The sequence below is a fragment of the Pseudomonas oryzicola genome (genome assembly GCF_014269185.2).
Taxonomy (GTDB): domain Bacteria; phylum Pseudomonadota; class Gammaproteobacteria; order Pseudomonadales; family Pseudomonadaceae; genus Aquipseudomonas; species Aquipseudomonas oryzicola.
In genome coordinates this window covers 1,327,966-1,352,763 of record NZ_JABWRZ020000001.1, presented here as the reverse complement: position 1 = coordinate 1,352,763, position 24,798 = coordinate 1,327,966, and the positions used below count along the sequence as shown (strand labels likewise).

Genomic DNA, 24,798 nt, shown 5'->3' with positions numbered 1-24,798 from the left:
AGTTTTCCGGGGGCACACAGTGGCTCTGCAAACCGCCCCGGCACCATAGCAACATCGCTCGACGAAGAAACCCACACCAAAGCCGCATAGCCCCATGGCACTTTTCTCCGCTTCTTACAAATTTTTCACCTGCCCCACTCAACGTCTAAGCTTCAGACAAGCAAGACGAAATTACCTGGCCGGATACAAGACTATGGGCGCACTGTGGCAATCGGAACCAACCAGAACGGAAGCACCCGACCTACCTCCGGCCGAGACGCCACACCCCAAGTCACCCCGCCAACGGCGGCTATGGTGGCGACTGATCATCCTCATCCTGCTGGTGGCGTTGGTGGCCATCGGTTTCGCTGCGTATGACGAGTTCCGCACCTCCAACCTGCAATCGCGGGAATTCAGCAAGCTGGCCACCACCCTCACCTACTCGCTGCAGCCAGGCCCAAGCGATGCCATCGCCTACCCCGGTGAGGGCCCGTTCGACAAACGCCTGGGCTACAGCGCCCTGGGCGAATTCCTGCCGCGTCTGCTCAAGCGCGACTACCTGATAAGCGAGCAGGTGCGGTTTTCGCCGGCATTGATGAACTATGTCGAGCATGGACTGTTCGCCCCCTACATCGAAAAGATCCAGGCCGGGCTGTCGATCACCGACTGCCGCGGCGACATGCTGTACCAGTACAAGTACCCGCAACACCTGTACCCGGACTTCACGTCGATCCCGCCAGTGATGGTCAACAGCCTGCTGTTCATCGAGAACCGCGACCTGCTGGACACCAAGGACCCACGCAACAACCCGGCCGTGGACTGGCCGCGCTTCGCCAAAGCGGCCTACAGCCAGGTGGCCAAGTACCTGGCCCTGCCAGGCCAGTCCGCGGGTGGCAGCACCCTGGCCACGCAGCTGGAAAAGTACCGGCACTCACCGGACGGCCTGACGGTGTCGGGCGCCGAAAAGATCCGCCAGATGGTTTCTGCCAGCGTGCGCGCCTACCAGGGCGGCCCGGACACCACCGAGGCACGCCAGCGTATCGTGCGTGACTACCTCAACAGTGTGCCGCTGTCGGCCGTGCCTGGGCATGGCGAGGTGCACGGCATGGCCGAAGGCCTGCGGGTGTGGTACGGCGCCGATTTCGACCAGGTCAACCAGGCCCTGACCTCCAGCGCCAGCGACCCCGAAAGCATGGCCACGCGCGGCCTGGCCCTGCGCCAGGTGCTGTCACTGATGATTGCCCAGCGTCGCCCCTCGCACTACCTGTCCAAGGGGCGGGTCGAACTTGCGGAACTGACCGATGCGCACATTCGCGTGCTGGCCGCCAACCAGGTCATCGACCAGCCGCTGGCCAACGCCGCACTGGCCAGCAAGGCGGTATACCGCGACTGGGTGGCGCAACCGACCATCGTGCCGATCGTCACCAACAAGGGCATCAGCCTGGCGCGCAACCGCCTGGCAGCCATGCTCAACCGCCCGCTGTACGACCTCGACCGCCTCGACCTGTCAGCCACCAGCACCCTGCAGGCCGACCTGCAGGTGCAGGTCAGCCAGTACCTGAAAAATCTTGCCGACCCCGCCTTCGCCGCGCAGATGGGCCTGATCGGTGAGCGCCTGCTGACACCCAAGACCACCGACCAGGTGAGCTACAGCTTTACCTTGTTCGAGCGTACTGCTGACGGCTCGCGGGTGCGGGTGCAAACCGACAGCACCGACCAGCCCTTCGATATCAACGAAGGCAGCAAGCTGGAGCTGGGCTCCACCGCCAAACTGCGGGTGCTTACGACCTATCTGGAAATCATCGCCGAGCTGCACGACAAATATGCCGGCAAGACTGCCGCCGAGTTGAAGAAAGTCGAAGTCGCAGAGCTCGACCGCATCACCCAGTGGTCGCTGGAATGGCTCGCACAAAACAGCAAGAACCAGAGCCTTGACGCCATGCTCGATGCCGCGCTGGAGCGCAAGTATTCGGCCAACACCGGCGAAGCCTTCTTCACCGGCGGCGGCATGCACGTGTTCAACAACTTCCGCAAGGAGGACAACAACCGCAACCCAACCCTCAAGGACGCCTTGCGTGAGTCGATCAACCTGCCGTTCATCCGCCTGATGCGCGACCTGGTGCGCTACGTGACCTACCAGCAACCGTACAACCGCGTGCCGTTGCTCAAGGATGACAGCGACCCCCGCCGCCAGGAATACCTGGCCCGTTTCGCCGACAAGGAAGGCACCAACTACCTGATGCGCTTCTGGAAGAAATACCAGCGTAAAACCTCGCAACAGCGCCTGGACACCTTCCTCGACAGCATGCGCGTGACCCCACAACGGCTGGCGGCGGTGCACCGCTACCTGTTCCCCGAAGCCGGGCAGGAAACCTTCAACGCCTTCGTCCGCGCCCACCTCAAAGGTGACAAGGTTGCCCTGGGCAAACTGACCGACGGCCGGCTGTCGGAGATGTACGACGCCTACGGGCCTGGCAAGTATGACCTGCCGGACCAGGGTTATATCGCCAAGGTCCACCCCCTGGACCTGTGGCTGCTCGGTTACTTGCTGAAGAACCCCGGCTCGACGTTGAGCGAAATGATCAACGCCAGCCGCTTCGAACGCCAGGAGGTATACGGCTGGTTGTTCAAGAGCCGCCACCAGGGCGCTCGCGACAGCCGCATTCGTACCATGGTCGAGATCGAAGCGTTCCTCGATATCCACCAGCGCTGGAAGCGTGTGGGCTATCCATTCGACCACCTGGTGCCCTCGCTGGCCACTGCCATCGGTAGCTCGGGCGACCGCCCCGCCGCCCTCTCCGAACTGGTCGGCATCATTCAGAACGACGGCGTGCGCCTGCCGACCTTGCGCATCGACACCCTGCATTTCGCGGCCAACACGCCGTACGAGACCAAGCTGGTCAGCGACCCGGACCGCGGCGTGCGGATTCTGCCGGTCGAGGTGGCACGGGCACTCAAAGGCGCCATGTCGCAAGTGGTGGATGCGGGCACCGCGCGGCGTATTTCCGGCAGCTTCAAGCTGCAGGACGGTACGCCGCTGGTCATGGGCGGCAAGACCGGTACCGGCGACAACCGCATCGAAAGCTTCGGCGCCGGTGGCCGACTGATCGGCTCACGCTCGCTGAACCGTACCGCCACCTTCGTGTTCTACCTGGGCGACAACCACTTCGGCACCTTGACCGCGTTCGTGCCAGGGCGCTCGGCGGAAGCCTTCACGTTCACCTCGGCGCTGCCAGTGCAGGTGCTCAAGGGCATGGCTCCTATCCTCATGCCTTACTTGCAGCCGGGCAATCCGAATGAGTGCAAACCGCCACAGATGGCGGCGCAGGCCGGCAAACCGGCTGAGGACGCATCTAAAAATTAGATGATAATCATCCGCAATTACGGGTTTGTCTTTAGATATATCTTGAGTAATATCTTACGATATATCGAAAACGACGGAGCCTTGCCCCATGCGCGAACATTCCCCTCATGACCCCTTCGAGCGGCGCGCCGGCCGTGGCGAACGCGGCCCACGCGTTTTCGCCCCAGGCGACCTCAAACTGTTGATGCTGGCTTTGCTTGCCGAGCAGCCCGGCCATGGCTACGACCTGATCCGCCAGATCGAAAACCTGTTCGATGGCAGCTACAGCCCAAGCCCAGGTGTTATCTACCCCACGCTGAATTTCCTCGAAGAGGCCGAACTGATCAGCGGCCAGGCGCAGGGCAGCAAACGCCTTTATGTCATCACCGATGCCGGCCGCACCGCCCTGGCCGAACAGGCCGTCGCCCTGGACGGCGTGCGCATGCGCATCGAGGTCAGCAAACGAGCTCTGCGCGGCCACGACCGCCCGCCAGAAATCCATGAAGCGGTGGGCAATCTGCGCCATGCACTGCACATGCACAGTGGCCGCTGGACGCCTGAAGAAATCGAGCGGGTCCGCGACCTGCTCAATCATGCCGCCAAGGACATCGCCTCCGTGCCGACCGAGCCTGTCAGGGAGACACCCCATGAATGACACCATTCACCGCGTCAACCATGAGATCCGCCAACGCCGCCTGCAGGTAGTACGGGTTACCGAGCTGACCCCGCGCATGCGCCGCATCACCCTGGGCGGGGCCGAGCTGCAAGGTTTTACCAGTGTGGGCAGCGATGACCATATCAAGCTGCTATTCGCTGAAACGCCCGAGCAGCAACAGACCCTCGAGGCCCGTAATCTGGGCAAAGACGGTGGCGCACGGCCAACCATGCGCGAGTACACGCCACGGCGCGTCGATCTGGTAGCCAACGAACTGGACATCGATTTCGTATTGCACGGCGACGGCCCTGCCTCCACCTGGGCGGCACAGGCCACACCAGGGCAAACCCTGGACATCGCCGGGCCGCGGTCGTCGATGGTAGTACCGGATATCTTCGACAGCTACTTGCTGATCGGGGACGAAACCGCCATCCCGGCCATTGGCCGCCGGTTGGAGGAATTACCCGAAGGCCGCCAGGTGCTGGTGGTCATCCAGATCGAGGACGAGCAGGAACGCCAGCCGCTGCCGAGCAAGGCACAGGTGGAAGTGATCTGGGTACGTCGGCACCAGGAAGACTTGCTGACCCTGGTGAAGAACCTTGGCTTGCCGCAAGGCCGCTTGTACGGCTGGGTGGCACTGGAAAAAGCCCTGACCCGCCAGGCCAAGGCGCTGTTGCTGGAAAAGGGGGTGCCTGAAAATGCACTGAAGGCTGCGGCCTACTGGCGTGCCGAAGGGACAGCGGACGACGATTGATGTTTGTGGCGGCACTGGCCCTTTCGCGGGGCCGATACCGGCTATGCGAACTTGTGCACCCCACGCCACCTGTCCAGTCCCAGCAATACGAGCCCGATACCCCAGAAACCCGCCAGCATCCCCAGGGCATTGCACAACACCTGCTCATATCCCAGGCTGGCCACATCGATGAATGGGTAGGCATACACACCAATTTCGCTTCCCCGCCACAGCGCATAGATGAAATACACCACCGGGTAAAAGGCCCACACCGCCAAGTGCCATAAGCGCAGCGTGCCCTTCGGGGTTTCGATCCACCAGTACACAGCGAACAACGCGGGCATCACATCGTGCAGCAACTCGTCCGCCAGCCACTGCCAACCCTGCGGTTGCCACAGATGGCGCAGCAACACGCTGTAGGCCAGCGCCACCAGCACGATACTGGTGGCCACCGCCGAACTCACCGACGGCGATAGAAAGAAGCGCTTGCCAGCCCCTTCCCGACCAAACGCTGCATAACTCAACACCGTCGCCACCAAGGTATTGGTCAAAACGGTGAAATAACCGAATACGTTGATCAGGCCGCCAATCAGGCTGGCCTGTTCCTGCCAACGCGCCAGCAGTACCAGGTACACCTGCACGGTCAGGCCGAACCAGCCCAGCACGGCCATGCCGGTCAACCAGGGACGACGGGGCATGTCAGGCGTTGCGCTGCAGTTTCACGTACAGCTGCTCCACCTTTTCCCGCGCCCACGGTGTCTTGCGCAGGAAGGTCAGGCTCGACTTGATGCTCGGGTTGCTCTTGAAACAACGCACATCGACGCGCTCGGCCAGGCCCTGCCATTGGTAATGCGCCACCAGTTCAGTGAGGATCTGCTCAAGGGTCTTGCCGTGCAGCGCGTTGTGTTGGGCCGTGCTCATGCCAGTGCTCCATAGGAAAGATGCGCACCTTACACGAGTGTAGCGGTGGGTGGGATCAGCCGTATCAACAGAGCAAGCGCTGGCCTGGCGCGAAAGCTCTGTGCTGAAATAGATATGTTATGTTGTAACATTACATGAATATCTGCCAAGGAACGACTCATCCCATGCTGTACGCACCGCTTCGCCTCTCGCCCCTCGCCGTCGCTCTATGGCTGGCCGCCCCGCCCAGCCAGGCCGTGGAACTCGAGCCTCAGGTCATCACTGCCAATCCTCTGGGCAACCGCCAACTGGCAACCCCCAGTACCGTGCTTGACGGCGACAGCCTGCTGCAACAGCAGCACGGCAGCCTCGGCGAAACCCTGAACAAACAGCCTGGTGTCGCCTCTACCTGGTTTGGCCCAGGCGCCAGCCGCCCGGTCATCCGTGGCCTGGATGGCGATCGCATCCGCCTCCTGCGCAATGGTGTCGGCGCTCTGGATGCCTCGTCGCTGTCCTACGACCACGCCGTACCGCTGGACCCGGTCACCGTCGACCGGGTCGAGATCGTTCGCGGTCCGGCCGCCCTGCTCTATGGGGGTAACGCGATCGGTGGCGTGGTCAACACGTTCGACAATCGCATTCCGGACGCTCCCGTCGACGGCATCCACGGTGCCGGTGAACTGCGCTACGGCGGCGCCGATACCACCCGCAGCAGCGCCGGCAAGCTGGAGGCTGGCAACGGTGCCTTCGCCCTGCACCTGGATGCCAACAGCCGCCAGTTCAATGACCTGCGAATCCCTGGTTACGCCCGCAGTGCCAAGGTCCGCGATGCCGACGAGCCGGGCAGCAAACACCGCCTGGAAAACAGCGACGGCCGCCAGGAGGGCGGTGCGCTGGGGGGGGCCTACCATTGGGAGCACGGTTACGCCGGTCTGTCGTACAGCCGTTACGACAGCAACTATGGCTCCGTGGCCGAGCCTGGCGTGCGCCTGGACATGAAGCAGGACCATTACGCCTTCGCCTCCGAACTGCGTGACCTGGATGGCCGGTTTACTTCGGTCAAAGTCAATGCCGGCTATACCGATTACGAGCACCGCGAAATTGAAGAAGGCGAGGTTCATACCACCTTCCGGAACAAGGGCTATGAAGCGCGCATCGAAGCCCGCCACCAGCCGCTCGGGCCCGTGGAGGGCGTGGTCGGCGCACAGGTCAGCCGCAACCAGTTCTCCGCCCTGGGCGAGGAAGCCTTCGTCCCGCACACCGACACCGACAGCCTGGCACTGTTCATGCTCGAACAGTGGCAAGCCACCGAGCGCCTGAACCTGAGCCTGGGTGCACGCCTGGAACATACCGGCGTAGACCCGGACGCGAAGGGCAACGAAAACTTCGCCGAAGCCGACAGCGCCAGCAGTTTCAACGCGCTCAGCCTGTCTTCAGGGGCGGTGTACCAGCTCGACCCGGTCTGGTCGCTCGCCGCCAGCCTTGGCTACACCGAGCGTGCCCCGACGTTCTACGAGCTGTACGCCAATGGCGCCCACGTGGCCACTGGCGCCTTTGAAATCGGCGATGCCGGCCTGAACAAGGAAAAAGCCATTGCCACAGACCTGGCACTGCGCTTCGACAATGGTACCCACAAGGGTAGCGTCGGGGTGTTCTACAGCCACTTCCGCAACTACATCGGCCTGATCGGCACCGGTAACCTTCGCGAGGGCGGGCATGACCACGACCATGACGAGGATGAGCACGACCACGATCACGACGGTTTCCCGGAATACCAATACCAGGGCGTGCGCGCACGCTTCTATGGCATCGAGGCCCAGGACCGCTGGCAACTGCTGGAAAACCGTTACGGCAGCTTCGCCCTGGAATTGTCTGGCGACTACACGCGAGCGAAAAACCTCGACAGTGGCGAGCCGCTGCCACGCATCGCTCCGCTGCGCCTGAACAGCGGCCTGGTCTGGGAGCTGGACCGCTGGCAGGCGCGGGTCGATGTGCAGCATGCGGCAGCGCAGCAGCGTAAGCCGGCCGACGAAACCAGCACCGATGGCTACACCACGCTGGGGGCGAGCGTTGGTTATCGCTTCGACATCGGCAACAGCCAGTGGCTGGCGTTCGTGCGCGGCGAAAACCTGACCGACCAGACCGTGCGCTATGCCAGCTCGATCCTGCGCGATATCGCGCCGGCACCAGGGCGTAGCGTGGAAGTCGGGCTGCGTACCCGCTTCTGAAATAGCGGGGGCTGCTTTTGCAGCCCCTCTGCAGCCAATTGTTACCGATAGGAAAACAATTCACTGCGACAATTTGTCTTTTTTTCTTGTAACTTCCCCTATATCCTCCGCGCCGCAAGCTGAAACGCTTCATTTAACCAATCCTGTCGCCATTTCCATCGGGGGCCCTGCCCTTCGATGCGCTTGCCGTTTATTCAATAATCAGAAGATAGCGCTATCTCATGTTCCAACTGCCCAAAACCTGTTACATCGGCCTTGCCCTCAGCGCCCTGGCGACCCCCGCCGGCGCCAGTGAAATGTTCGCCAGCGATTCCCCATGGATGCTCGGCGACTGGGGAGGCACCCGCAGCGAACTGCTGGAAAAAGGCTACGATTTCACCCTCGGCTATACCGGCGAGATGGGCAGCAACCTGCACGGTGGCTACGACCACGATCGCACCGCGCGCTATAGCGACCAGTTCACCTTCGGCAGCCACCTGGACCTGGAGAAGATTCTCGGCTGGCACGACAGCGAATTCCAGCTGACCATCACCGAGCGCCACGGTGACAACATCAGCAACGACCGCATCAACGACCCGCGCGTTGGCGGTTTCACCTCGGCCCAGGAGGTCTGGGGCCGTGGCGAAACCTGGCGGCTGACCCAGATGTGGATCAAGCAGAAGTACTTCGACGGCGCACTGGACGTGAAATTCGGCCGCTTCGGCGAAGGCGAGGACTTCAACAGCTTCCCCTGCGACTTCCAGAACCTGGCCTTCTGCGGCTCGCAGGTGGGCAACTGGGTCGGCGGCATCTGGTACAACTGGCCGGTCAGCCAATGGGCCCTGCGCGTGCGCTACAACCTCAGCGACGCCCTCTACGCCCAGGTCGGCGTGTTCGAGCAGAACCCTTCCAACCTCGAGTCGGGCAACGGCTTCAAGCTCAGCGGCAGCGGCACCCAGGGCGCGGTAATGCCGATCGAACTGGTGTGGAGCCCACGGGTCAATGGCCTTGAAGGGGAATATCGCGCCGGCTACTACTACAGTAATGCCAAAGCTCAGGATGTTCTCAAGGACAACAACGGCCAGCCGGCAGCGCTCAGCGGCGCCGCCTACCGCAGCAGCTCGAGCAAGCACGGCTTGTGGCTCGGCGCGCAGCAGCAGGTGACTTCGCTGGCGTCCGACCAGTCACGTGGCCTGAGCCTGTTCGCCAATGCCACGGTACACGACAAGAAGACCAATGCCATCGACAACTATGTGCAGGCAGGACTGGTATTCAAAGGGCCCTTCGACGCCCGCGCCAAGGACGACATCGGTTTCGCCCTGGCTCGCGTGCACGTCAACCCTGCCTACCGCAAGAACGCCCGCCTGGCCAACCAGGCCGCGGGCCTCGATGACTACGACAACCCTGGTTTCCTGCCGGTGCAGGACACCGAGTACAGCGCCGAACTGTACTACGGCATCCACTTGGCCGACTGGCTCACGGTACGCCCCAACCTGCAGTACATCCGCCACCCGGGCGGGGTGTCGCAGGTCGATGATGCCCTGATCGGCGGCCTGAAGATCCAGAGCAGTTTCTAACCCCTTTTTGACCTGACGGAGAACCTACGATGAGCACTGAAGGTGCCAACACTGGAAGCCGCTGGCTACCGCGCCTGATTGGCGCGTTGCTGCTGCTGATGGGCCTGGCCCTGCTGGCCGGCGGCATCAAGCTGAGCCAGCTGGGCGGATCGCTGTACTACCTGATCGCCGGTATCGGCTTTGCCCTGGCGGGCATCCTGCTGCTGGCCCAACGCCGCATCGCCCTCGGCCTGTACGGCCTGGTTCTGCTGGGCAGCACCGTGTGGGCCCTGGTCGAAGTGGGCCTGGACTGGTGGCAACTGGTGCCGCGCCTGGCCATCTGGTTTGCCATCGGCGTGGTGCTTTTGCTGCCTTGGGCACGTCGACCACTGATCGGCCCGGCCAGCAAGGCCAATAGCGCGCTTCTCGGCGTTGCAGTGGTCGCTTCCGGCGCTTGTGCGCTGGCCAGCCAGTTCACCCACCCGGGTGAAGTGTTCGGCGAACTGGGCCGCGACAGCAGCGAGATGGCCAGCGCCGCACCGGCCATGCCCGACGGCGACTGGCAAGCCTATGGCCGCACCGAACATGGCGACCGCTATTCGCCACTGCGCCAGATCACCCCGCAGAACGCCTACCGCCTGGAAGAGGCCTGGCGCATCCGTACCGGTGACCTGCCAACCGAAAACGACCCGGTGGAGTTGACCAACCAGAACACCCCGCTGAAGGTCAACGGCATGCTCTATGCCTGCACCGCGCACAGCCGCCTGCTGGCCCTGGACCCAGACACCGGCGCGGAAATCTGGCGCTATGACCCCCAGGTCAAGAGCCCGGTCGGCACCTTCAAGGGCTTTGCCCACATGACCTGTCGTGGCGTTTCGTACTATGACGAAAACCGCTACGTCAGCCGCGACGGCAGCCCGGCGCCGAAGATCAGCGACGCCGGCCAGGCCGTGGCCCAGGCCTGCCCACGCCGCCTGTACCTACCCACTGCGGACGCCCGCCTGATTGCCATCAACGCCGACAACGGCAAGGTCTGCGAAGGCTTCGCCAACCAGGGCGCAATCGACCTGACCACCGGCATCGGCCCGTTCACCGCCGGCGGCTACTACTCCACTTCACCTGCCGCAGTCACCCGCGACCTGGTGATCATTGGTGGCCACGTCACCGACAACGAGTCGACCAACGAACCATCCGGCGTGATCCGCGCCTACGACGTACACGATGGCCACCTGGTGTGGAACTGGGACAGCAACAACCCGGACGACACGCAACCACTGGCCCCCGGCAAGATGTACAGCCGCAACTCGGCAAACATGTGGTCGGTTGCCAGCGTCGACGAAGACCTTGGCATGATCTACCTGCCGCTGGGCAACCAGACCCCCGACCAGTGGGGCGCCAACCGCACTCCGGGCGCCGAGAAGTACAGCGCCGGCGTGGTCGCCCTGGACCTGGCCACCGGCAAGGCCCGCTGGAACTATCAGTTCACCCATCACGACCTGTGGGACATGGACGTCGGCAGCCAGCCGACCCTGGTCCACCTGAAGACCGATGACGGCGTGAAACCGGCGATCATTGTGCCGACCAAGCAAGGCAGCCTGTACGTGCTCGACCGTCGCGATGGCAAGCCGATCGTGCCGATCCGCGAAATCCCCACCCCGCAAGGCGCCGTCAAGGGCGACCACACCTCGCCAACCCAGGCCCGCTCCGACCTCAACCTGCTCGGCCCTGAGCTGACCGAACAGGCCATGTGGGGGGCCACGCCGTTCGACCAGATGCTGTGCCGCATCCAGTTCCGCGAGCTGCGCTACGAAGGCCAGTACACCCCGCCATCCGAGCAAGGGTCGCTGGTCTATCCAGGTAACGTCGGTGTATTCAACTGGGGCAGCGTGTCGGTCGACCCGGTACGCCAGTTGCTGTTCACCTCGCCCAACTACATGGCCTTCGTGTCGAAGATGGTCCCGCGTGAGCAAGTGGCCGCAGGCAGCAAGCGCGAAAGTGAGACCAGCGGCGTTCAGCCAAATACCGGCGCCCCTTACGCGGTGATCATGCACCCGTTCATGTCGCCGCTGGGCGTACCGTGCCAGGCCCCGGCCTGGGGCTATGTCGCCGCCATCGACCTGTTCACCAACAAAGTGGTATGGAAGCACAAGAACGGCACCACCCGCGACAGCACCCCGGTACCGATCGGCCTGCCGGTTGGCGTGCCGAGCATGGGCGGCTCGATTGTCACCGCCGGTGGCGTCGGCTTCCTCAGTGGTACCCTCGACCAGTACCTGCGCGCCTATGACGTGAACAACGGCAAGGAACTGTGGAAGGCCCGCCTGCCAGCGGGTGGCCAGGCCACGCCGATGACCTACACCGGCAAGGATGGCAAGCAGTACGTGCTGGTGACCGCCGGCGGGCATGGCTCGCTGGGAACCCGCATGGGCGATTACATCATCGCCTACAAGCTGGCTGAGTAACTGCCCGCTTCTGCAGGCATGACCTGTAGGGGCGGCCTTTCGCGAGACAAGGCCGCTCCTACCCAGCCGCTGCATGCCCACCAGATGAAACCCCTCCCTCGCGCCCTTCGTCTACCATTGAAACCCGTCCCTCCCCGCCCCATCTAAGCACCATAGTCATTCACGCAGGTGCCCCATGAGCGACCAGCAGGATTTCCCGGAACATCCCGACGAACACAGCGAAGTCGAACACACCACCCACCAGGCCGAAGCCGGCCACGCCCTCGCCCTGCCCGGCCAGCAACTGCCGGACAAGGTTTACGTGATCCCGATCCACAATCGCCCGTTCTTCCCGGCCCAGGTACTGCCGGTCATCGTCAATGAAGAGCCTTGGGCAGAAACCCTGGACCTGGTGGCCAAGTCGCCGGACCATTGCCTGGCCCTGTTCTTCATGGACACCCCGCCAGAAGACCACCGCCACTTCGACACCTCGGCCCTGCCGGAATACGGCACGCTGGTGAAGGTGCACCATGCCAGCCGCGAAAACGGCAAGCTGCAGTTCGTCGCCCAGGGCTTGAGCCGGGTCCGCATCCGCACCTGGCTCAAGCACCACCGCCCGCCCTATCTGGTCGAGGTCGAATACCCGCGCCAGCCGGCCGAGCCGACCGACGAGGTCAAGGCCTACGGCATGGCGCTGATCAATGCGATCAAGGAGCTGCTGCCGCTCAACCCGCTGTACAGCGAAGAACTGAAGAACTACCTCAACCGCTTCAGCCCCAATGACCCGTCGCCGCTCACCGATTTCGCCGCCGCCCTCACCTCGGCCACCGGCAGCCAGCTGCAGGAAGTGCTCGACTGCGTGCCCATGCTCAAACGCATGGAGAAGGTCCTGCCGATGCTGCGCAAGGAGGTCGAAGTCGCGCGCCTGCAGAACGAGATCTCGGCCGAGGTCAACAGGCAAATTGGCGAGCACCAGCGCGAGTTCTTCCTCAAGGAGCAACTCAAGGTCATCCAGCAGGAGCTGGGCCTGACCAAGGACGACCGCAGCGCCGACCTCGAGCAGTTCGAACAGCGCCTGGAAGGCAAGACCCTGCCGGACCAGGCACGCAGGCGCATCGACGAAGAAATGGGCAAGCTGGCCATCCTCGAAACCGGCTCGCCCGAATACGCCGTCACCCGCAATTATCTGGACTGGGCTACCGCCTTGCCCTGGGGCGTATACGGCAAGGACAAGCTCGACCTCAAGCACGCGCGCAAAGTCCTTGACCAGCACCACGCCGGCCTCGACGACATCAAGGAACGTATTCTCGAATTCCTCGCCGTAGGGGCCTGGAAAGGCGAAATCAGCGGCTCGATCGTGCTGCTGGTAGGCCCGCCCGGGGTGGGCAAGACCAGTATCGGCAAGTCCATCGCCGAATCACTCGGCCGGCCGTTCTACCGTTTCAGCGTTGGCGGCATGCGCGACGAGGCCGAGATCAAGGGCCACCGCCGCACCTATATCGGTGCACAGCCCGGCAAGCTGGTGCAGGCGCTCAAAGACGTCGAAGTGATGAACCCGGTCATCATGCTCGACGAAATAGACAAGATGGGCCAGAGCTATCAGGGCGACCCAGCGTCGGCGCTGCTGGAAACCCTCGACCCGGAGCAGAACGTCGACTTCCTTGATCACTACCTCGACCTGCGCCTGGACCTGTCCAAGGTACTGTTCGTGTGCACCGCCAATACCCTCGACTCGATTCCGGGACCGTTGCTCGACCGCATGGAAGTGATCCGCCTGTCCGGCTATATCACCGAGGAAAAGCTGGCGATTGCCAAGCGTCACCTGTGGCCCAAGCAACTGGACAAGGCCGGCGTGGCCAAGGCCAGCCTCGCCATCAGCGACAGCGCCCTGCGCGCGGTCATCGAAGGCTATGCCCGCGAAGCCGGTGTACGCCAGCTGGAGAAGCAACTGGGCAAGCTGGTGCGCAAGGCGGTGGTCAAGCTGCTGGAAAACCCTGAGGCCAGGCTGAAGATCGGCACCAAGGACCTGGAAGCCGCCCTCGGTATGCCGGTGTTCCGCAGCGAGCAGGTGCTGGCCGGCAAAGGCGTGATCACCGGCCTGGCCTGGACCAGCATGGGTGGTGCCACGCTGCCGATCGAGGCCACCCGCATCCACACCCTCAACCGCGGTTTCAAGCTCACCGGTAAACTGGGTGACGTGATGAAAGAGTCCGCCGAAATTGCCTACAGCTACGTCAGCGCCAATCTCAAGCAGTTTGGCGGTGATCCTGGCTTCTTCAACGAGGCGTTCATCCATCTCCACGTGCCCGAAGGGGCTACCCCCAAGGACGGTCCGAGTGCCGGCATCACCATGGCCAGTGCCCTGCTGTCGCTGGCCCGTGACCAGGCCCCGAAGAAAGGCGTAGCCATGACCGGCGAGCTGACCCTGACCGGACAAGTGCTGCCGATTGGCGGTGTGCGCGAGAAGGTGATTGCAGCGCGGCGGCAGAAAATCTTCGAGCTGATCTTGCCGGAGCCTAACCGTGGCGACTTCGAAGAGCTGCCAGACTATCTGCGTGAGGGCCTGACAGTGCATTTCGCCAAGCGCTTTGCCGACGTGGCAAAAGTGCTGTTCTGAGCTGTTCCGGCCTCTTTGCGGGCAAAACCGCGAAGAGGCCGCTGCAGGCAACACAAATCTCCTCGATCATCGGTTATCCTCAGGTCCATCGCCAGCCTCCGGAGCCAACATGACCGCCCCTCGTCTGCTCGTTCCCCTGAGCTTCGCCTTGCTTTCTGCCTGCGCCCAACAACCCACGCAGCCCATCGAATTGGACGCCGAAAGCGAGTGCCCGACGCGCCTGCAGGTGGGCCAGACCCTGACCCTGACTCTGCCCAGCAACCCGTCCACCGGCTATCGCTGGCGCGTCGAAAACCCTGCCGCCAACGTGCTGCGCAGCCTCGGACCGGAGGTGTACAGCGCCCCAGAAGAAGAGGATGTGGTCGGCAGCGCCGGTGTCTCCACCTGGCGCTACCAGGCCAACCGTGCCGGAGAGGCCCAACTGGTATTGGTCTACCAACAGCCATGGGCCGCAGACGTCGCCCCGGTACAGAGCTTTGATTGCAAGGTCATTGTCCGCTGAAGATCAGCTGCGATCGTAAGCCATGTGCACCGATTTCAAATACGCGCAGAGCTCTTGCAGCGCGCCCGTGGCAACCTCCAGGTCCATGATCGCGCTTAGCTTCGAAGTTTGAGCATCGCATTCCTGCTCGACTTTGCGCAGTTCCGCCAGCCACTCATTACGCCGCGGCTCGATGGCGCACAAAGCCGTCATGGCCTCCAGTTCCATCTGTGAAACCTGTTGCATGTGCAGCGCTTGCTGCTGATCCGCGAGCGCTACCTCGATTTTTGCATCGAGCCTGATCCGGGCTGCACTCAGGTCGCTGAAGGTTTTCGCCCCCTGCAACGCATCGGCGTGCTTGGCAAGCTTCTGTGTCACCAGCTTTATCAGCCCGGCGTCGATCTTGGGGTTCGAAATCAAACCGGCTATCTGGTCGATTTCCTCTTCGCTCGGTATCTGACCTTTCAGCACAGTGGCAATGGAGGGGCTATCGAACACCTCTATCGCTTGCAGGATGTCTGCCTTCTGCTGCCGGAGTTCTGCCAGCCGCTGGCTGAATATCACTGCCTGTTGCTGCTTGCTGGTGGCCAGGCGTTGCAACGCGGGTAGCGCCTCCTCGAACGAGGATAACGAGAAAAGCTCCAGTCGCTGGTTTTGCTTGGTCAACTCCTTGTAAAGCTGGGACAAGCGACTCAGAACGCTGGAAAGCCCGTCATGGGCATCGGCGTCTCGCCGCCTCGGAACGAAGGCACGGTCATCCAGTAATACAATTGCACCAATCAGGAATTCGTTGAAAGAGCGTTCGACAGCCAACATCAATGTACGAAGCAGGCCAAGTTGTTCACGCGCACCAGCGAGCACTTTCATATCCCAGGTGTCTATCAGCTGGAAAATTTCGTCCTGCGCCTTCTGCATTTTTATAAAATCCGGAGTAACCGTATCAATATTGGTAACATCCATGTCAGGCTTCTCCACACTCTTCAATCAGCTCTTCAAACAGCGCCGACAACCGGTGACAAATATTGCCGATTTTGGTCCACGGTTTGATAACTTCAGCAAAATCATGAACAAACGTATCAAGCTGGTGGATCGTGTTCAGTTCTTTGGCTTCGTTCACCGAACTATTGGCATAGGACGCCAGGAACAACCAGACATCTGCCAGGCGCCTGGTCGCTGACGACAAATCCTTGCATCTGAATTGCAAATCCCGGATCAAGGTCGAGACCCGCTCGTAGTCCTCGAATGCAGGAACCATCTTGCCTACGAGGGATGCCAGTTCCTCGCGCTTGTCGATCAGTTCATTCTTTTCGGCCCGGATTTTTTCCGCCTTGCTGCCAAACACGCCACCGGTGACGATCAGGCCGAGCGGCCCCAGCACCAAGCCGGTGAATGCATAGCCTACATTCGCGTCATATTCGCCTTGCAGCTGGTCGATCTGTTCATCCCATAAATCGATCTGCCGGCGTTTTTCCAGCAGGACGTCATCGGAAATCTTCTCCGAGAAGTGCTTCAACAGCCGCCCCATGCGCGGCTTGAGTTCACGCTTGATTTCAGCGTAGAACCAGTGGGCACGCCGGTCGACCTCTTCAATTCGGCGCCGGGTGTCTTCGATTTCCCTGACCAGGCCACTGATGCCGGGCGTCACGATACTGGCGATCTGCGCTTGCTCGTCGTGGCTAAGTTCAAGTGCATAAGAATCGTCACCCTGCTCATCCTTGCGGCTCCGCAATGCGAGGAAGACTTCACTGCGTTCAAGATTTCCCAACAGGGCATGGCCACGCTCTACCAGGCTCTCGGCAAACAGTTCGATTTCAGGCCCTAGCTGCTTGATGCTCCGCTCCAGCTTGTCCCATTCATACACATGCCTGTGTAACGCTTCGTAAAGGGTATATACCATCGAGGCATCCACCCCCAGTGTTTCGTAATCCGCTTCCTCCCTGACCTGATCCAGGGTGCGCGGCAACAGGTTCACGGTATTGGCATAGCGTTTTATGACCTTCAGGTTTTCCGCTGTCAGTAGGCTGCCGACTTGCTGACCAGCCCCCGCTCTGCTTTCAAGAAACTGGAAATAGCGCTCCGGCAAATTTTTAACTTTGGCTACCAGATCCATTTCATCTATGGAAGGTTGTTCCATCTGAGTTTCGATATTCATGGGGTCCTCATGGCACTGTTGAGTTCTCAATTTTCAGGTGCCCCGCCAGTGTCGGAGTTTATTGAAGCGCCGAAATTAGCCGAGATAACCTGATGCTGTGGGAAAGTTCACTGCAACCGCCATGGAGGCGCTACCCATGAAGCGCTGCCATAGCAAGAATCGCGGCCTTTGGCTAAAATGCGCCTCCGTTTCACCCTGTATCGAGCCCGCCGTGAGCAAACAACCCGACCGCCTTTTCGCCCAGCCCCTGGAGCAAGTGCCTGACTTCGTCTTCAACGAAGACGTGGTGCGGGTGTTCCCGGACATGATCAAGCGCTCGGTGCCGGGCTACCCGACCATTGTCGAGAACCTTGGCGTGCTGGCTGCGCGCTTCGCCCAGCCGCACACCGCGCTGTATGACCTGGGCGCATCGCTGGGTGCTGTCACCCAGTCATTGCGGCGGCATGTGCGCAGCGACGGCTGCCGGGTGATTGCAGTGGACAATTCCGCCGCCATGGTCGAACGCTGCCGCCAGTACCTCACCGCCCAGGACTCTATGTTCCAGGAACTGCTGCCGGTGCAAGTGCTGGAAGCCGATATTCTTGCCCTGCAGTTCGAGCCCGCTTCGGTGGTGGCAATGAACTTCACCCTGCAGTTCATCGCCCCCGACCAGCGCCTGGAACTGCTGGGCCGCATCCGCCAAGCGCTGCTGCCTGGCGGCGCGCTGATTCTCTCGGAGAAGCTGCGCTTCGCCGACGAACACGAGCAGGAACTGCTCAATGAACTGCATTTGGACTTCAAACGGGCCAACGGCTACAGCGAACTGGAAATCGCCCAGAAGCGCAGCGCCATTGAAAACGTGATGCGCCCCGACACCCTCGAAGCCCATCAACAACGTCTGCGCGCCGCCGGCTTCTCGAAAGTCGTGCCCTGGTTCCAGTGCCTTAACTTCGCCTCGTTGATAGCCCTGCCATGATCGATCTGTCCCCCCTCGTCCGCCGCCTGGCGGGCACGCCCCTGGCTTCGTGGTCGCAAGGCCTGCAGGCACAACTGGAAGCCAAGCTGGAGAAGGGCCATGGCGACCTCGACCGCTGGCGCGGTGCGCTCGACGCCTTGCCCACCTTGCAGCCAAGCGAAATCGACCTGGTCAATGGGCTGCGCCTGGACTGCGAGTGCGACGACGCGACCCGCGCGCAGATGCGCCAGGCGCTGATGGGCCTGTCGCCCTGGCGCAAGGGGCCGTTCGATCTGTTCGGCGTGCATGTCGATACCGAATGGCGTTCCGACTGGAAATGGTCCCGAGTCGGCCCACACCTGGACCTCCAGGGCAAGCGTGTGCTCGATGTGGGCTGCGGCAATGGCTACTACCAGTGGCGCATGCTCGGTGCGGGCGCCGACCTGGTCATTGGCGTCGACCCCAACTGGTTGTTCTTCTGCCAGTTCCAGGCCGTACAGCAATACCTGCCCGAGTTGCCCGCCTGGCACCTGCCGTTCGCCCTGGAAGACCTGCCGGCCAACCTTGAAGGCTTCGACACAGTGTTCTCGATGGGGGTGTTCTACCACCGTCGCTCGCCCATCGAGCACCTGCTGGCGCTGAAGGATTGCCTGGTCAAGGGTGGTGAACTGGTGCTGGAAACCTTGGTGATCGAGGGCGACGAGAACCAGGTGCTGGTACCGGAAGACCGCTACGCACAGATGCGCAACGTCTGGTTCCTGCCGTCGGTACCAGCTTTGGAGCGTTGGCTGCGCCGCGCCGGCTTCAACGATGTCCGTTGCGTCGATGTCAGCGTGACCAGCGTCAAGGAACAGCGCAGCACCGAGTGGATGCGCTATCAGTCACTCGGCGACTTCCTCGACCCGAATGACCACAGCAAGACCATCGAAGGGCTGCCAGCCCCTCGCCGCGCCACCCTGCTGGCGCGTAAATAAAAAGGCGCCTGGTTGGCGCCTGAATACACTTGCGACGGGGAGCTTTCACGTCGTGGGTAACGTTGTTTCAGTCCTTGGCCAGCTCGCGGGCCTTCTCCTGCACTTTGCGCTCGCGCTCGGCAACAGCTTGCTGCTTGTCACCGTGCAGGCGCTGCTGGTCCTCGCGAAACGCTTGCCAGAACTGCATGGAGCGCTCCGCACCGCCTTCGGCATATACGCTCGCACTGCCCAGGGCAAGGATGGCCAACAGCAGGTATTTGGTCAGGTTCATCGTGTTTGCCTCGTGATAACCGATCAGACAGGGCCATCGTAGCGAGGGGTAGCTAACGGCAAGGTGAGGCTGAGATTACAGTCTTGCAATGTGGCCTTGTTTCGCCTGTTCCGGCCTATCGCCGGAACAGACAGTCAGATAACACCAGCATTACAAATCCGTTATCTGCGCCGTGCGTCCTTCCTCATGCCGTAACATCCAGCCCCCTTGACCCTGATGTCACTACAGGGTCGAAAATTGCCCCTTTCATTACACTGAGCCCGCTCATGCGCCTATTGATCATCGAGGACGAACTGCGTACCGCCGACTATCTGCAACAGGGCCTGCGCGAGAACGGCTACATCGTCGATTGCGCCCACACCGGCACTGACGGCCTGCACCTGGCCCGCCAGCAGCCTTACGACCTGGTCATCCTCGACGTCAACCTGCCCGAACTCGATGGCTGGACCGTGTTGCAGCGGCTGCGTGCCGAATCGGCCACGCGCATCATGATGCTCACGGCTCATGGCCGCCTGGCAGACCGGGTCAAGGGCCTGGACCTGGGCGCTGACGACTACCTGCTCAAACCCTTCGAATTCCCTGAACTGCTGGCGCGCATTCGCAGCCTGCTACGCCGCAACGACCAGCAACTGCAGCCCAGCACCCTGCATGTCGCCGACCTGGAGCTGGACCCCGGTCGCCACCGCGCCTACCGCGCCGGCCAGCGTATCGACCTGACCGCCAAGGAGTTCGCCCTGCTGCACCTGCTGATGCGCCAGACCGGCGAGGTGCTTTCGCGGACCCAGATCATCTCATTGGTATGGGACATGAACTTCGACTGCGACACCAATGTGGTCGAGGTCTCGATCCGACGCCTGCGGGCCAAGATCGACGACCCGTTCGACAACAAGCTGATCCACACGCTGCGGGGTGTCGGCTACGTGCTGGAGGCACGCTTTTGAACAACGCCAGCCTGTCACTGCGCCTGGGCCTGAGCGTGACGCTGATGGGCGCCGCGCTGGTGTTGCTACTGGCTTGCCTGGCCGTATTCGCCCTGGATCACGAACTGGACAACCGCGCACGCAAGGACCTGGCGCGCAAGATGCTGCAGGTCGAGCACAATTTGCGCGTCGACCTGCGCAGCGAAGACCTGGGTGCGCGCGCCCATCCGCTGCTCGACCTGGTGATGGGGCACGATAACCTCAGCCTCAACGTACTGGCCATCGAAGGGCGCCACCCGCACCTGCTGAGCCTCGGCCCGGCCCTGGAATCACGCATCGGCGAGCTGGGTACCGGCACCCGCCTGGCCTTCCACACCTGGCGCGACAGCAACGGCAACCAGCTGCTCACCGTGACTCGCCTGATGCGCCTGCGTGACGACACCCCGGTCAAGGTGATGATGACGCTCAACCGTGCCGACGATAACGCCCTGCTGCAAGCCTACCTGCAGTCCACCTTGTTCGCGTTGCCGCTGCTGTTGTTGCTGATCGGCGCGGGTGCCTGGTGGCTCATGCAGCGTGGCCTGAAGCCGCTGCGACACTTCCGGCGCATTGCCGGGCAAGTGTCGGCCCAGGACCTGCAACATCGCCTGCCTGCCAGCGGCCTGCCGCTGGAACTGGCGGAGCTGGCCGGCAGCATCAACGTGATGCTCGATCGCCTCGATCAGGGTGTGCGCCAGCTGTCGCAATTTTCCGACGACCTGGCCCATGAACTGCGCACCCCGATAGGCAACCTGATGGGCAAGGCGCAAGTGACCCTGGCGCGTGAACGGGACAACGCCAATTACCGCGAAGTGCTGGAAGACAGCATTGAAGAGCTGACCCGGCTCAACCGCATCATCAACGACATGCTGTTTCTCGCCCAGGTCAGCGAGCCCCAGGCCCAGGTTCCGCTCAAGCCCATGGCCCTGGCCGACGAAACTGCGCGGGTGGTCGAACTGTTCGCCTTCAGCGCCGAGTTGAAAGAGGTTGAATTGCGCGTCCAGGGCTGGGGCACGGCGATGGCGGATCGGTTGATGTTTCAACGGACATTGTCGAACCTGTTGAGCAATGCCATTCGCCATTGCCCTGATGGCACGTCCGTGGAACTGCGCATCGAGCGGCTGGATAGTGAAGTTCGGCTGTCAGTGGAGAACCAGGGGCCTGGCATTACCGCAGAACACCTGCCGCGCCTGTTCGAGCGGTTTTACCGGGTTGGCTCGGGGCGCTCGCGGCTGGAAGGCGGGACAGGGTTGGGGCTGGCGATCGTGAAGTCGATCATGCAGCTGCATGGCGGGCGGGTCGAGGTCAGCAGCAGCCCCTTGGGGCCTACCCGCTTTACCCTGGTGTTTCCTGCCGAATAATCAGCTGCCTGTAGCGGCCTCTTCGCGGACTTGCCGGCGAAGAGGCCGCTACAAGCTACCGAAGGATCAGCGCGAAGCCGCGACGATCAGCGCCTTCATCTCGGCGACCGCAGCCTTGAACCCAACGAACAGGGCGTGCGCCACCAGCGCATGGCCGATGTTGAGTTCATTGATACCCTTGATTGCCGCCACTGCCTCGACATTGTGGTAATGCAGCCCGTGGCCGGCGTTGACGATCAACCCCTGGCCCACGCCAAACGCCACGCCATCGACAATACGCTTGAGCTCTTCGGCCACTTCGGTCGGGGTCTGGGCGTCGGCGTAACGCCCGGTGTGCAGTTCGATGGCTGGCGCTCCCACTCGGCGCGAGGCCTCGATCTGCCGCTCGTCGGCATCGATGAACAGCGACACTTCAGCACCGGTACGCGCCAGGCGCTCCACCGCCGCCTTGATCCGTGCCTCCTGGCCAGCCACGTCCAGGCCACCTTCAGTCGTCAACTCCTGACGGGTCTCGGGTACCAGGCAGATATGCGCCGGGCGAATCTTCTCGGCAAAGGCCATCATCTCTTCGGTGACGCCCATCTCGAAATTCATGCGGGTCTGCAACACATCCTTGAGCAGCAGCACGTCACGCTCCTGGATATGCCGGCGGTCTTCACGCAGGTGCACGGTGATGCCATCGGCGCCCGCCTCTTCGGCATCCAGGGCAGCCTTGACCGGATCAGGGTAACGCGTGCCCCGGGCCTGGCGCAGGGTCGCCACGTGGTCGATGTTTACGCCGAGAAGCATGCGGTTGCTGTGAGTCACGAAAGGCTCTCCTGAAGATTGAGCCCCACAGCATACGTCGTGATCAACGCTTGCGAAACAGTTCCCGGCTGACCAATGGCTTTGTTCCCAGGTGAACCGCCAACGCCTGGCGCATCAGGCGCTTGGCAGCCAGCAAGGCTCCGGGGGCATCCCAGTCGGCCTCGGCCAGGGCCAACAGCTCGATACCGCGGAACAGCCCGGGTTGAGCCAGTTCAACTCGCTCCAGGCCGGCATCCACGCGCAAGCGGTACAGGCCATCAGCCGCGATCGGCTGGTCATTGACATCATGCTGCAACGAGAACGCATAACCGAGCTCGTCAAGCAGCCGCCATTCGAAAGCACGTAGCAGCGGTTCCAGCGGACGACCGGCGGCCAAGGCTTGCAGGGTCAGGCTGTAGTGCTCGAACAATGCCGGGTAAGGCGCTTCGGCGGGCAGCAGGCGCATCAGCAGCTCGTTGAGGTACAAGCCGCTGAACAAGGCGTCGCCGTGCAACCAGGCGGCGATGCCGGCGCTGTCCATTCGCCCGACATTTTTCAGCTCACCGCGCCCGCGCAGTTCCAGCTCCAGCGGCACGAACGGCCGCACCAGGCTGCCGCCCTTGCCGCGCGCCCGGCGCAACACAGCGCGCATGCGGCCCTGCGGGGTGAAGAAATCCACCAGCGCGCTGGTTTCCTTGTAGGCACGGCTGTGCAGTACGTAGGCTGGCTGGCCGACAGGTTGTTCCATGAAAGATCACTCGCCCCGTGGGCCGCTCCTGCTGGGGGCCGTGCAAGGCTTAGAGGTCGCCGTAGCCCAGCGAACGCAAGGCGCGCTCGTCGTCGGACCAGCCGCCCTTGACCTTGACCCACAAGTTGAGCATCACCTTGGCGTCGAACAGCACTTCCATGTCCTTGCGCGCGTCAGAGCCGATGCGCTTGATGCGCTCGCCCTTGTCGCCAATGATGATCTTCTTCTGGCCGTCACGCTCGACCAGGATCAACGCGTGGATGTGCAGCACATGACCCTGCTGCTTGAATTCCTCGATCTCCACGGTGATCTGGTACGGCAGCTCCGCGCCCAGCTGGCGCATGATCTTCTCACGTACCAGCTCGGCGGCCAGGAAGCGGCTGCTGCGGTCGGTGATCTGGTCTTCCGGGAAGAAGTGTTCGTTTTCCGGCAGGTGCTTGGCGATCAGTGCTTCGAGCGATTCCAGGTTGTGCCCCTGCTGTGCGGAAATCGGCACGATCTCGGCATTCGGCAGTTGCGTCTGCAACCACTGCAGGTGCGGTATCAGCTCGGCCTTCTCGTCCATGCGGTCGGTCTTGTTGACCGCCAGGATGACCGGGCCGGTCACGTACTGCACGCGCTCCAGCACCAGCTGGTCTTCGTCGGTCCAGCGGGTGCGGTCGACCACGAAAATCACCACGTCGACGTCCTTCAGGGCCGCCGAGGCGTTGCGGTTCATGTAGCGGTTCAGGGCCTTGTCGTTGGCCTTGTGCATGCCAGGTGTATCGACATAGATCGCCTGCACATCACCCTCGGTCTTGATACCGAGCATGTTGTGGCGGGTGGTCTGCGGCTTGCGCGAAGTGATCGCCAGCTTCTGCCCCAGGATGTGGTTAAGCAGAGTCGACTTGCCGACGTTGGGGCGGCCGACAATGGCTACATAGCCGCAGCGGGTCGGGTTGCTATCAGTCATTGCCATTCTCCACGCCCAGGGCGATCAGTGCAGACGCGGCGGCGACTTGCTCGGCAATACGCCGGCTCACGCCCTGGCCGCGGCTCTTGTTGTTCAGCAGCACCACTTCGCATTCGACGAAGAAGGTCCGGCAGTGCGGTTCGCCCTGGATATCCACCACTTCGTAGCGCGGCAGCTCGCAGCTGCGCGACTGCAGAAACTCCTGCAAGCGGGTTTTCGGATCCTTGTTGGTGTCGACCAGGGTCAGGCCTTCGAACTCGTCGGCCAGCCAGGCCAGTACGCGTTCCCGCGCCGTTTCCATGTCCGCATCCAGGTAGATGGCACCAATCAGCGCCTCCAGGGCATCGGCCAGGATCGACTCACGGCGGAAGCCACCACTCTTGAGTTCGCCAGACCCCAGGCGCAGGTGGTCACCCAGGTCGAAACCACGGGCCAGGCGGGCCAGGGTTTCGCCCTTGACCAGGCGCGCGCGCAAGCGCGACAACTGGCCTTCGCGGGCCTGCGGGAAGCGCTCGAACAGCGCCTCGCCGGCGACGAAGTTGAGAATGGCATCACCGAGGAACTCCAGGCGCTCGTTGTTGCGCCCGGCGTAGCTGCGATGAGTCAGCGCCAGGAGCATCTGGTCCTGGTTCTTGAAGGTATAACCGAGCTTTCGCTCCAGACGGGCAAGGGGAGCACTCATGCAGCCACCCGTTCGTTGTTCAACGCGTTGTTCAAATCAACATCCTGAAAGACTGTTTGGCTGTGGT

The 24,798-nt window shown here is 62.3% G+C and carries 21 protein-coding genes; 12 read left to right on the top strand and 9 right to left on the bottom strand.

Annotated elements, in window-relative coordinates:
* The first annotated feature begins 193 nt into the window (after positions 1-193).
* The 3 genes from HU760_RS06150 (at position 194) to HU760_RS06140 (ending at position 4,731) form a co-directional block, all read left to right on the top strand.
* Positions 194-3,343 (top strand): transglycosylase domain-containing protein, encoded by a 3,150-nt coding sequence (locus HU760_RS06150; RefSeq protein WP_186677681.1) that lies wholly within the window; start codon positions 194-196, stop codon positions 3,341-3,343.
* Positions 3,344-3,431: 88 nt separating this feature from the next.
* Entirely contained in the window at positions 3,432-3,977 is a 546-nt protein-coding gene (locus tag HU760_RS06145) for a PadR family transcriptional regulator (protein WP_186677679.1), read from the top strand.
* The gene (locus HU760_RS06140) at positions 3,970-4,731 is read left to right on the top strand and encodes a siderophore-interacting protein (RefSeq protein ID WP_186677677.1); all 762 of its coding nucleotides are present in this window, start codon (positions 3,970-3,972) and stop codon (positions 4,729-4,731) included. The genes HU760_RS06145 and HU760_RS06140 overlap by 8 nt, the downstream gene beginning before the upstream one ends.
* Before the next feature lie 41 nt (positions 4,732-4,772).
* Here HU760_RS06140 and HU760_RS06135 read toward each other — a convergent pair whose 3' ends face one another.
* Complete coding sequence (locus tag HU760_RS06135; RefSeq protein ID WP_186677675.1) at positions 4,773-5,408, bottom strand: Pr6Pr family membrane protein; 636 nt, start codon at positions 5,406-5,408, stop codon at positions 4,773-4,775.
* Between the two features lies 1 nt (position 5,409).
* Entirely contained in the window at positions 5,410-5,631 is a 222-nt protein-coding gene (locus tag HU760_RS06130; RefSeq protein ID WP_133332077.1) for a VF530 family protein, read from the bottom strand.
* Positions 5,632-5,795: 164 nt separating this feature from the next.
* Between HU760_RS06130 and HU760_RS06125 the strand changes: the two genes are divergently transcribed.
* From HU760_RS06125 to HU760_RS06105, 5 genes are all read left to right on the top strand, one after another.
* Positions 5,796-7,838 carry a TonB-dependent receptor gene (locus HU760_RS06125; protein WP_186677672.1) on the top strand — a complete coding sequence of 681 codons (2,043 nt, stop codon included), beginning with the start codon at positions 5,796-5,798 and terminating at the stop codon, positions 7,836-7,838.
* Between the two features lie 221 nt (positions 7,839-8,059).
* Positions 8,060-9,394: a carbohydrate porin gene (locus HU760_RS06120; RefSeq protein WP_186677670.1), complete on the top strand. Its 1,335-nt coding sequence runs from the start codon at positions 8,060-8,062 to the stop codon at positions 9,392-9,394.
* A gap of 29 nt (positions 9,395-9,423) precedes the next feature.
* Positions 9,424-11,835: a glucose/quinate/shikimate family membrane-bound PQQ-dependent dehydrogenase gene (locus tag HU760_RS06115; protein ID WP_186677668.1), complete on the top strand. Its 2,412-nt coding sequence runs from the start codon at positions 9,424-9,426 to the stop codon at positions 11,833-11,835.
* A gap of 175 nt (positions 11,836-12,010) precedes the next feature.
* A complete protein-coding gene (gene lon, locus HU760_RS06110) occupies positions 12,011-14,431 on the top strand; it encodes an endopeptidase La (protein ID WP_186677666.1) in 2,421 nt (806 codons plus the stop codon).
* Between the two features lie 109 nt (positions 14,432-14,540).
* Positions 14,541-14,933, top strand: coding sequence for a protease inhibitor I42 family protein (locus HU760_RS06105; protein ID WP_186677664.1), 393 nt, complete (start codon positions 14,541-14,543; stop codon positions 14,931-14,933).
* Between the two features lie 3 nt (positions 14,934-14,936).
* Here the strand turns inward: HU760_RS06105 and HU760_RS06100 are convergent, their stop codons facing one another.
* Both HU760_RS06100 and HU760_RS06095 read right to left on the bottom strand, forming a co-directional pair.
* Positions 14,937-15,872, bottom strand: coding sequence for an alpha-xenorhabdolysin family binary toxin subunit B (locus HU760_RS06100; RefSeq protein ID WP_186677661.1), 936 nt, complete (start codon positions 15,870-15,872; stop codon positions 14,937-14,939).
* A gap of 1 nt (position 15,873) precedes the next feature.
* The gene (locus HU760_RS06095; protein WP_186677645.1) at positions 15,874-17,064 is read right to left on the bottom strand and encodes an alpha-xenorhabdolysin family binary toxin subunit A; all 1,191 of its coding nucleotides are present in this window, start codon (positions 17,062-17,064) and stop codon (positions 15,874-15,876) included.
* 211 nt (positions 17,065-17,275) lie between these two features.
* On the opposite strand from HU760_RS06095, the gene cmoA reads away from it, so the two are divergent.
* Positions 17,276-18,019, top strand: a complete 744-nt coding sequence (gene cmoA, locus HU760_RS06090; protein ID WP_186677637.1) for a carboxy-S-adenosyl-L-methionine synthase CmoA — start codon at positions 17,276-17,278, stop codon at positions 18,017-18,019.
* Positions 18,016-18,972: a tRNA 5-methoxyuridine(34)/uridine 5-oxyacetic acid(34) synthase CmoB gene (cmoB, locus tag HU760_RS06085; RefSeq protein WP_186677635.1), complete on the top strand. Its 957-nt coding sequence runs from the start codon at positions 18,016-18,018 to the stop codon at positions 18,970-18,972. The genes cmoA and cmoB overlap by 4 nt, the downstream gene beginning before the upstream one ends.
* A 67-nt stretch (positions 18,973-19,039) precedes the next feature.
* Here the strand turns inward: cmoB and HU760_RS06080 are convergent, their stop codons facing one another.
* The gene (locus tag HU760_RS06080; protein ID WP_186677632.1) at positions 19,040-19,243 is read right to left on the bottom strand and encodes a hypothetical protein; all 204 of its coding nucleotides are present in this window, start codon (positions 19,241-19,243) and stop codon (positions 19,040-19,042) included.
* Between the two features lie 266 nt (positions 19,244-19,509).
* On the opposite strand from HU760_RS06080, the gene HU760_RS06075 reads away from it, so the two are divergent.
* Both HU760_RS06075 and HU760_RS06070 read left to right on the top strand, forming a co-directional pair.
* Entirely contained in the window at positions 19,510-20,184 is a 675-nt protein-coding gene (locus HU760_RS06075; protein WP_186677630.1) for a heavy metal response regulator transcription factor, read from the top strand.
* A complete protein-coding gene (locus HU760_RS06070; RefSeq protein WP_186677628.1) occupies positions 20,181-21,563 on the top strand; it encodes a heavy metal sensor histidine kinase in 1,383 nt (460 codons plus the stop codon). Before HU760_RS06075 ends, HU760_RS06070 begins: the two co-directional genes overlap by 4 nt.
* Positions 21,564-21,629: 66 nt before the next feature.
* Here the strand turns inward: HU760_RS06070 and pdxJ are convergent, their stop codons facing one another.
* The 4 genes from pdxJ to rnc form a co-directional block, all read right to left on the bottom strand.
* Positions 21,630-22,352, bottom strand: coding sequence for a pyridoxine 5'-phosphate synthase (gene pdxJ, locus HU760_RS06065; protein WP_189665547.1), 723 nt, complete (start codon positions 22,350-22,352; stop codon positions 21,630-21,632).
* A gap of 61 nt (positions 22,353-22,413) precedes the next feature.
* On the bottom strand, positions 22,414-23,097 hold the full coding sequence (gene recO, locus HU760_RS06060) for a DNA repair protein RecO (protein WP_186677627.1): 684 nt from the start codon (positions 23,095-23,097) through the stop codon (positions 22,414-22,416).
* A 49-nt stretch (positions 23,098-23,146) separates the two neighbouring features.
* Entirely contained in the window at positions 23,147-24,049 is a 903-nt protein-coding gene (gene era / locus HU760_RS06055) for a GTPase Era (RefSeq protein ID WP_170032047.1), read from the bottom strand.
* On the bottom strand, positions 24,042-24,731 hold the full coding sequence (gene rnc / locus HU760_RS06050) for a ribonuclease III (protein WP_003258487.1): 690 nt from the start codon (positions 24,729-24,731) through the stop codon (positions 24,042-24,044). Before rnc ends, era begins: the two co-directional genes overlap by 8 nt.
* Positions 24,732-24,798: the final 67 nt, after the last annotated feature.

What these genes read in the sequence shown, in the direction of transcription:
- HU760_RS06075 (WP_186677630.1), top strand. Translation starts at nt 19,510, where the DNA reads ATGCGCCTATTGATCATCGAGGACGAACTGCGTACCGCCGACTATCTG.
- HU760_RS06130 (WP_133332077.1), bottom strand. Translation starts at nt 5,631, where the DNA reads ATGAGCACGGCCCAACACAACGCGCTGCACGGCAAGACCCTTGAGCAG.
- recO (WP_186677627.1), bottom strand. Translation starts at nt 23,097, where the DNA reads ATGGAACAACCTGTCGGCCAGCCAGCCTACGTACTGCACAGCCGTGCC.
- HU760_RS06135 (WP_186677675.1), bottom strand. Translation starts at nt 5,408, where the DNA reads ATGCCCCGTCGTCCCTGGTTGACCGGCATGGCCGTGCTGGGCTGGTTC.
- rnc (WP_003258487.1), bottom strand. Translation starts at nt 24,731, where the DNA reads ATGAGTGCTCCCCTTGCCCGTCTGGAGCGAAAGCTCGGTTATACCTTC.
- HU760_RS06080 (WP_186677632.1), bottom strand. Translation starts at nt 19,243, where the DNA reads ATGAACCTGACCAAATACCTGCTGTTGGCCATCCTTGCCCTGGGCAGT.
- HU760_RS06145 (WP_186677679.1), top strand. Translation starts at nt 3,432, where the DNA reads ATGCGCGAACATTCCCCTCATGACCCCTTCGAGCGGCGCGCCGGCCGT.
- pdxJ (WP_189665547.1), bottom strand. Translation starts at nt 22,352, where the DNA reads ATGCTTCTCGGCGTAAACATCGACCACGTGGCGACCCTGCGCCAGGCC.
- HU760_RS06150 (WP_186677681.1), top strand. Translation starts at nt 194, where the DNA reads ATGGGCGCACTGTGGCAATCGGAACCAACCAGAACGGAAGCACCCGAC.
- cmoB (WP_186677635.1), top strand. Translation starts at nt 18,016, where the DNA reads ATGATCGATCTGTCCCCCCTCGTCCGCCGCCTGGCGGGCACGCCCCTG.
- HU760_RS06125 (WP_186677672.1), top strand. Translation starts at nt 5,796, where the DNA reads ATGCTGTACGCACCGCTTCGCCTCTCGCCCCTCGCCGTCGCTCTATGG.
- HU760_RS06100 (WP_186677661.1), bottom strand. Translation starts at nt 15,872, where the DNA reads ATGGATGTTACCAATATTGATACGGTTACTCCGGATTTTATAAAAATG.
- HU760_RS06120 (WP_186677670.1), top strand. Translation starts at nt 8,060, where the DNA reads ATGTTCCAACTGCCCAAAACCTGTTACATCGGCCTTGCCCTCAGCGCC.
- lon (WP_186677666.1), top strand. Translation starts at nt 12,011, where the DNA reads ATGAGCGACCAGCAGGATTTCCCGGAACATCCCGACGAACACAGCGAA.
- HU760_RS06115 (WP_186677668.1), top strand. Translation starts at nt 9,424, where the DNA reads ATGAGCACTGAAGGTGCCAACACTGGAAGCCGCTGGCTACCGCGCCTG.
- HU760_RS06140 (WP_186677677.1), top strand. Translation starts at nt 3,970, where the DNA reads ATGAATGACACCATTCACCGCGTCAACCATGAGATCCGCCAACGCCGC.
- era (WP_170032047.1), bottom strand. Translation starts at nt 24,049, where the DNA reads ATGACTGATAGCAACCCGACCCGCTGCGGCTATGTAGCCATTGTCGGC.
- HU760_RS06105 (WP_186677664.1), top strand. Translation starts at nt 14,541, where the DNA reads ATGACCGCCCCTCGTCTGCTCGTTCCCCTGAGCTTCGCCTTGCTTTCT.
- HU760_RS06095 (WP_186677645.1), bottom strand. Translation starts at nt 17,064, where the DNA reads ATGAATATCGAAACTCAGATGGAACAACCTTCCATAGATGAAATGGAT.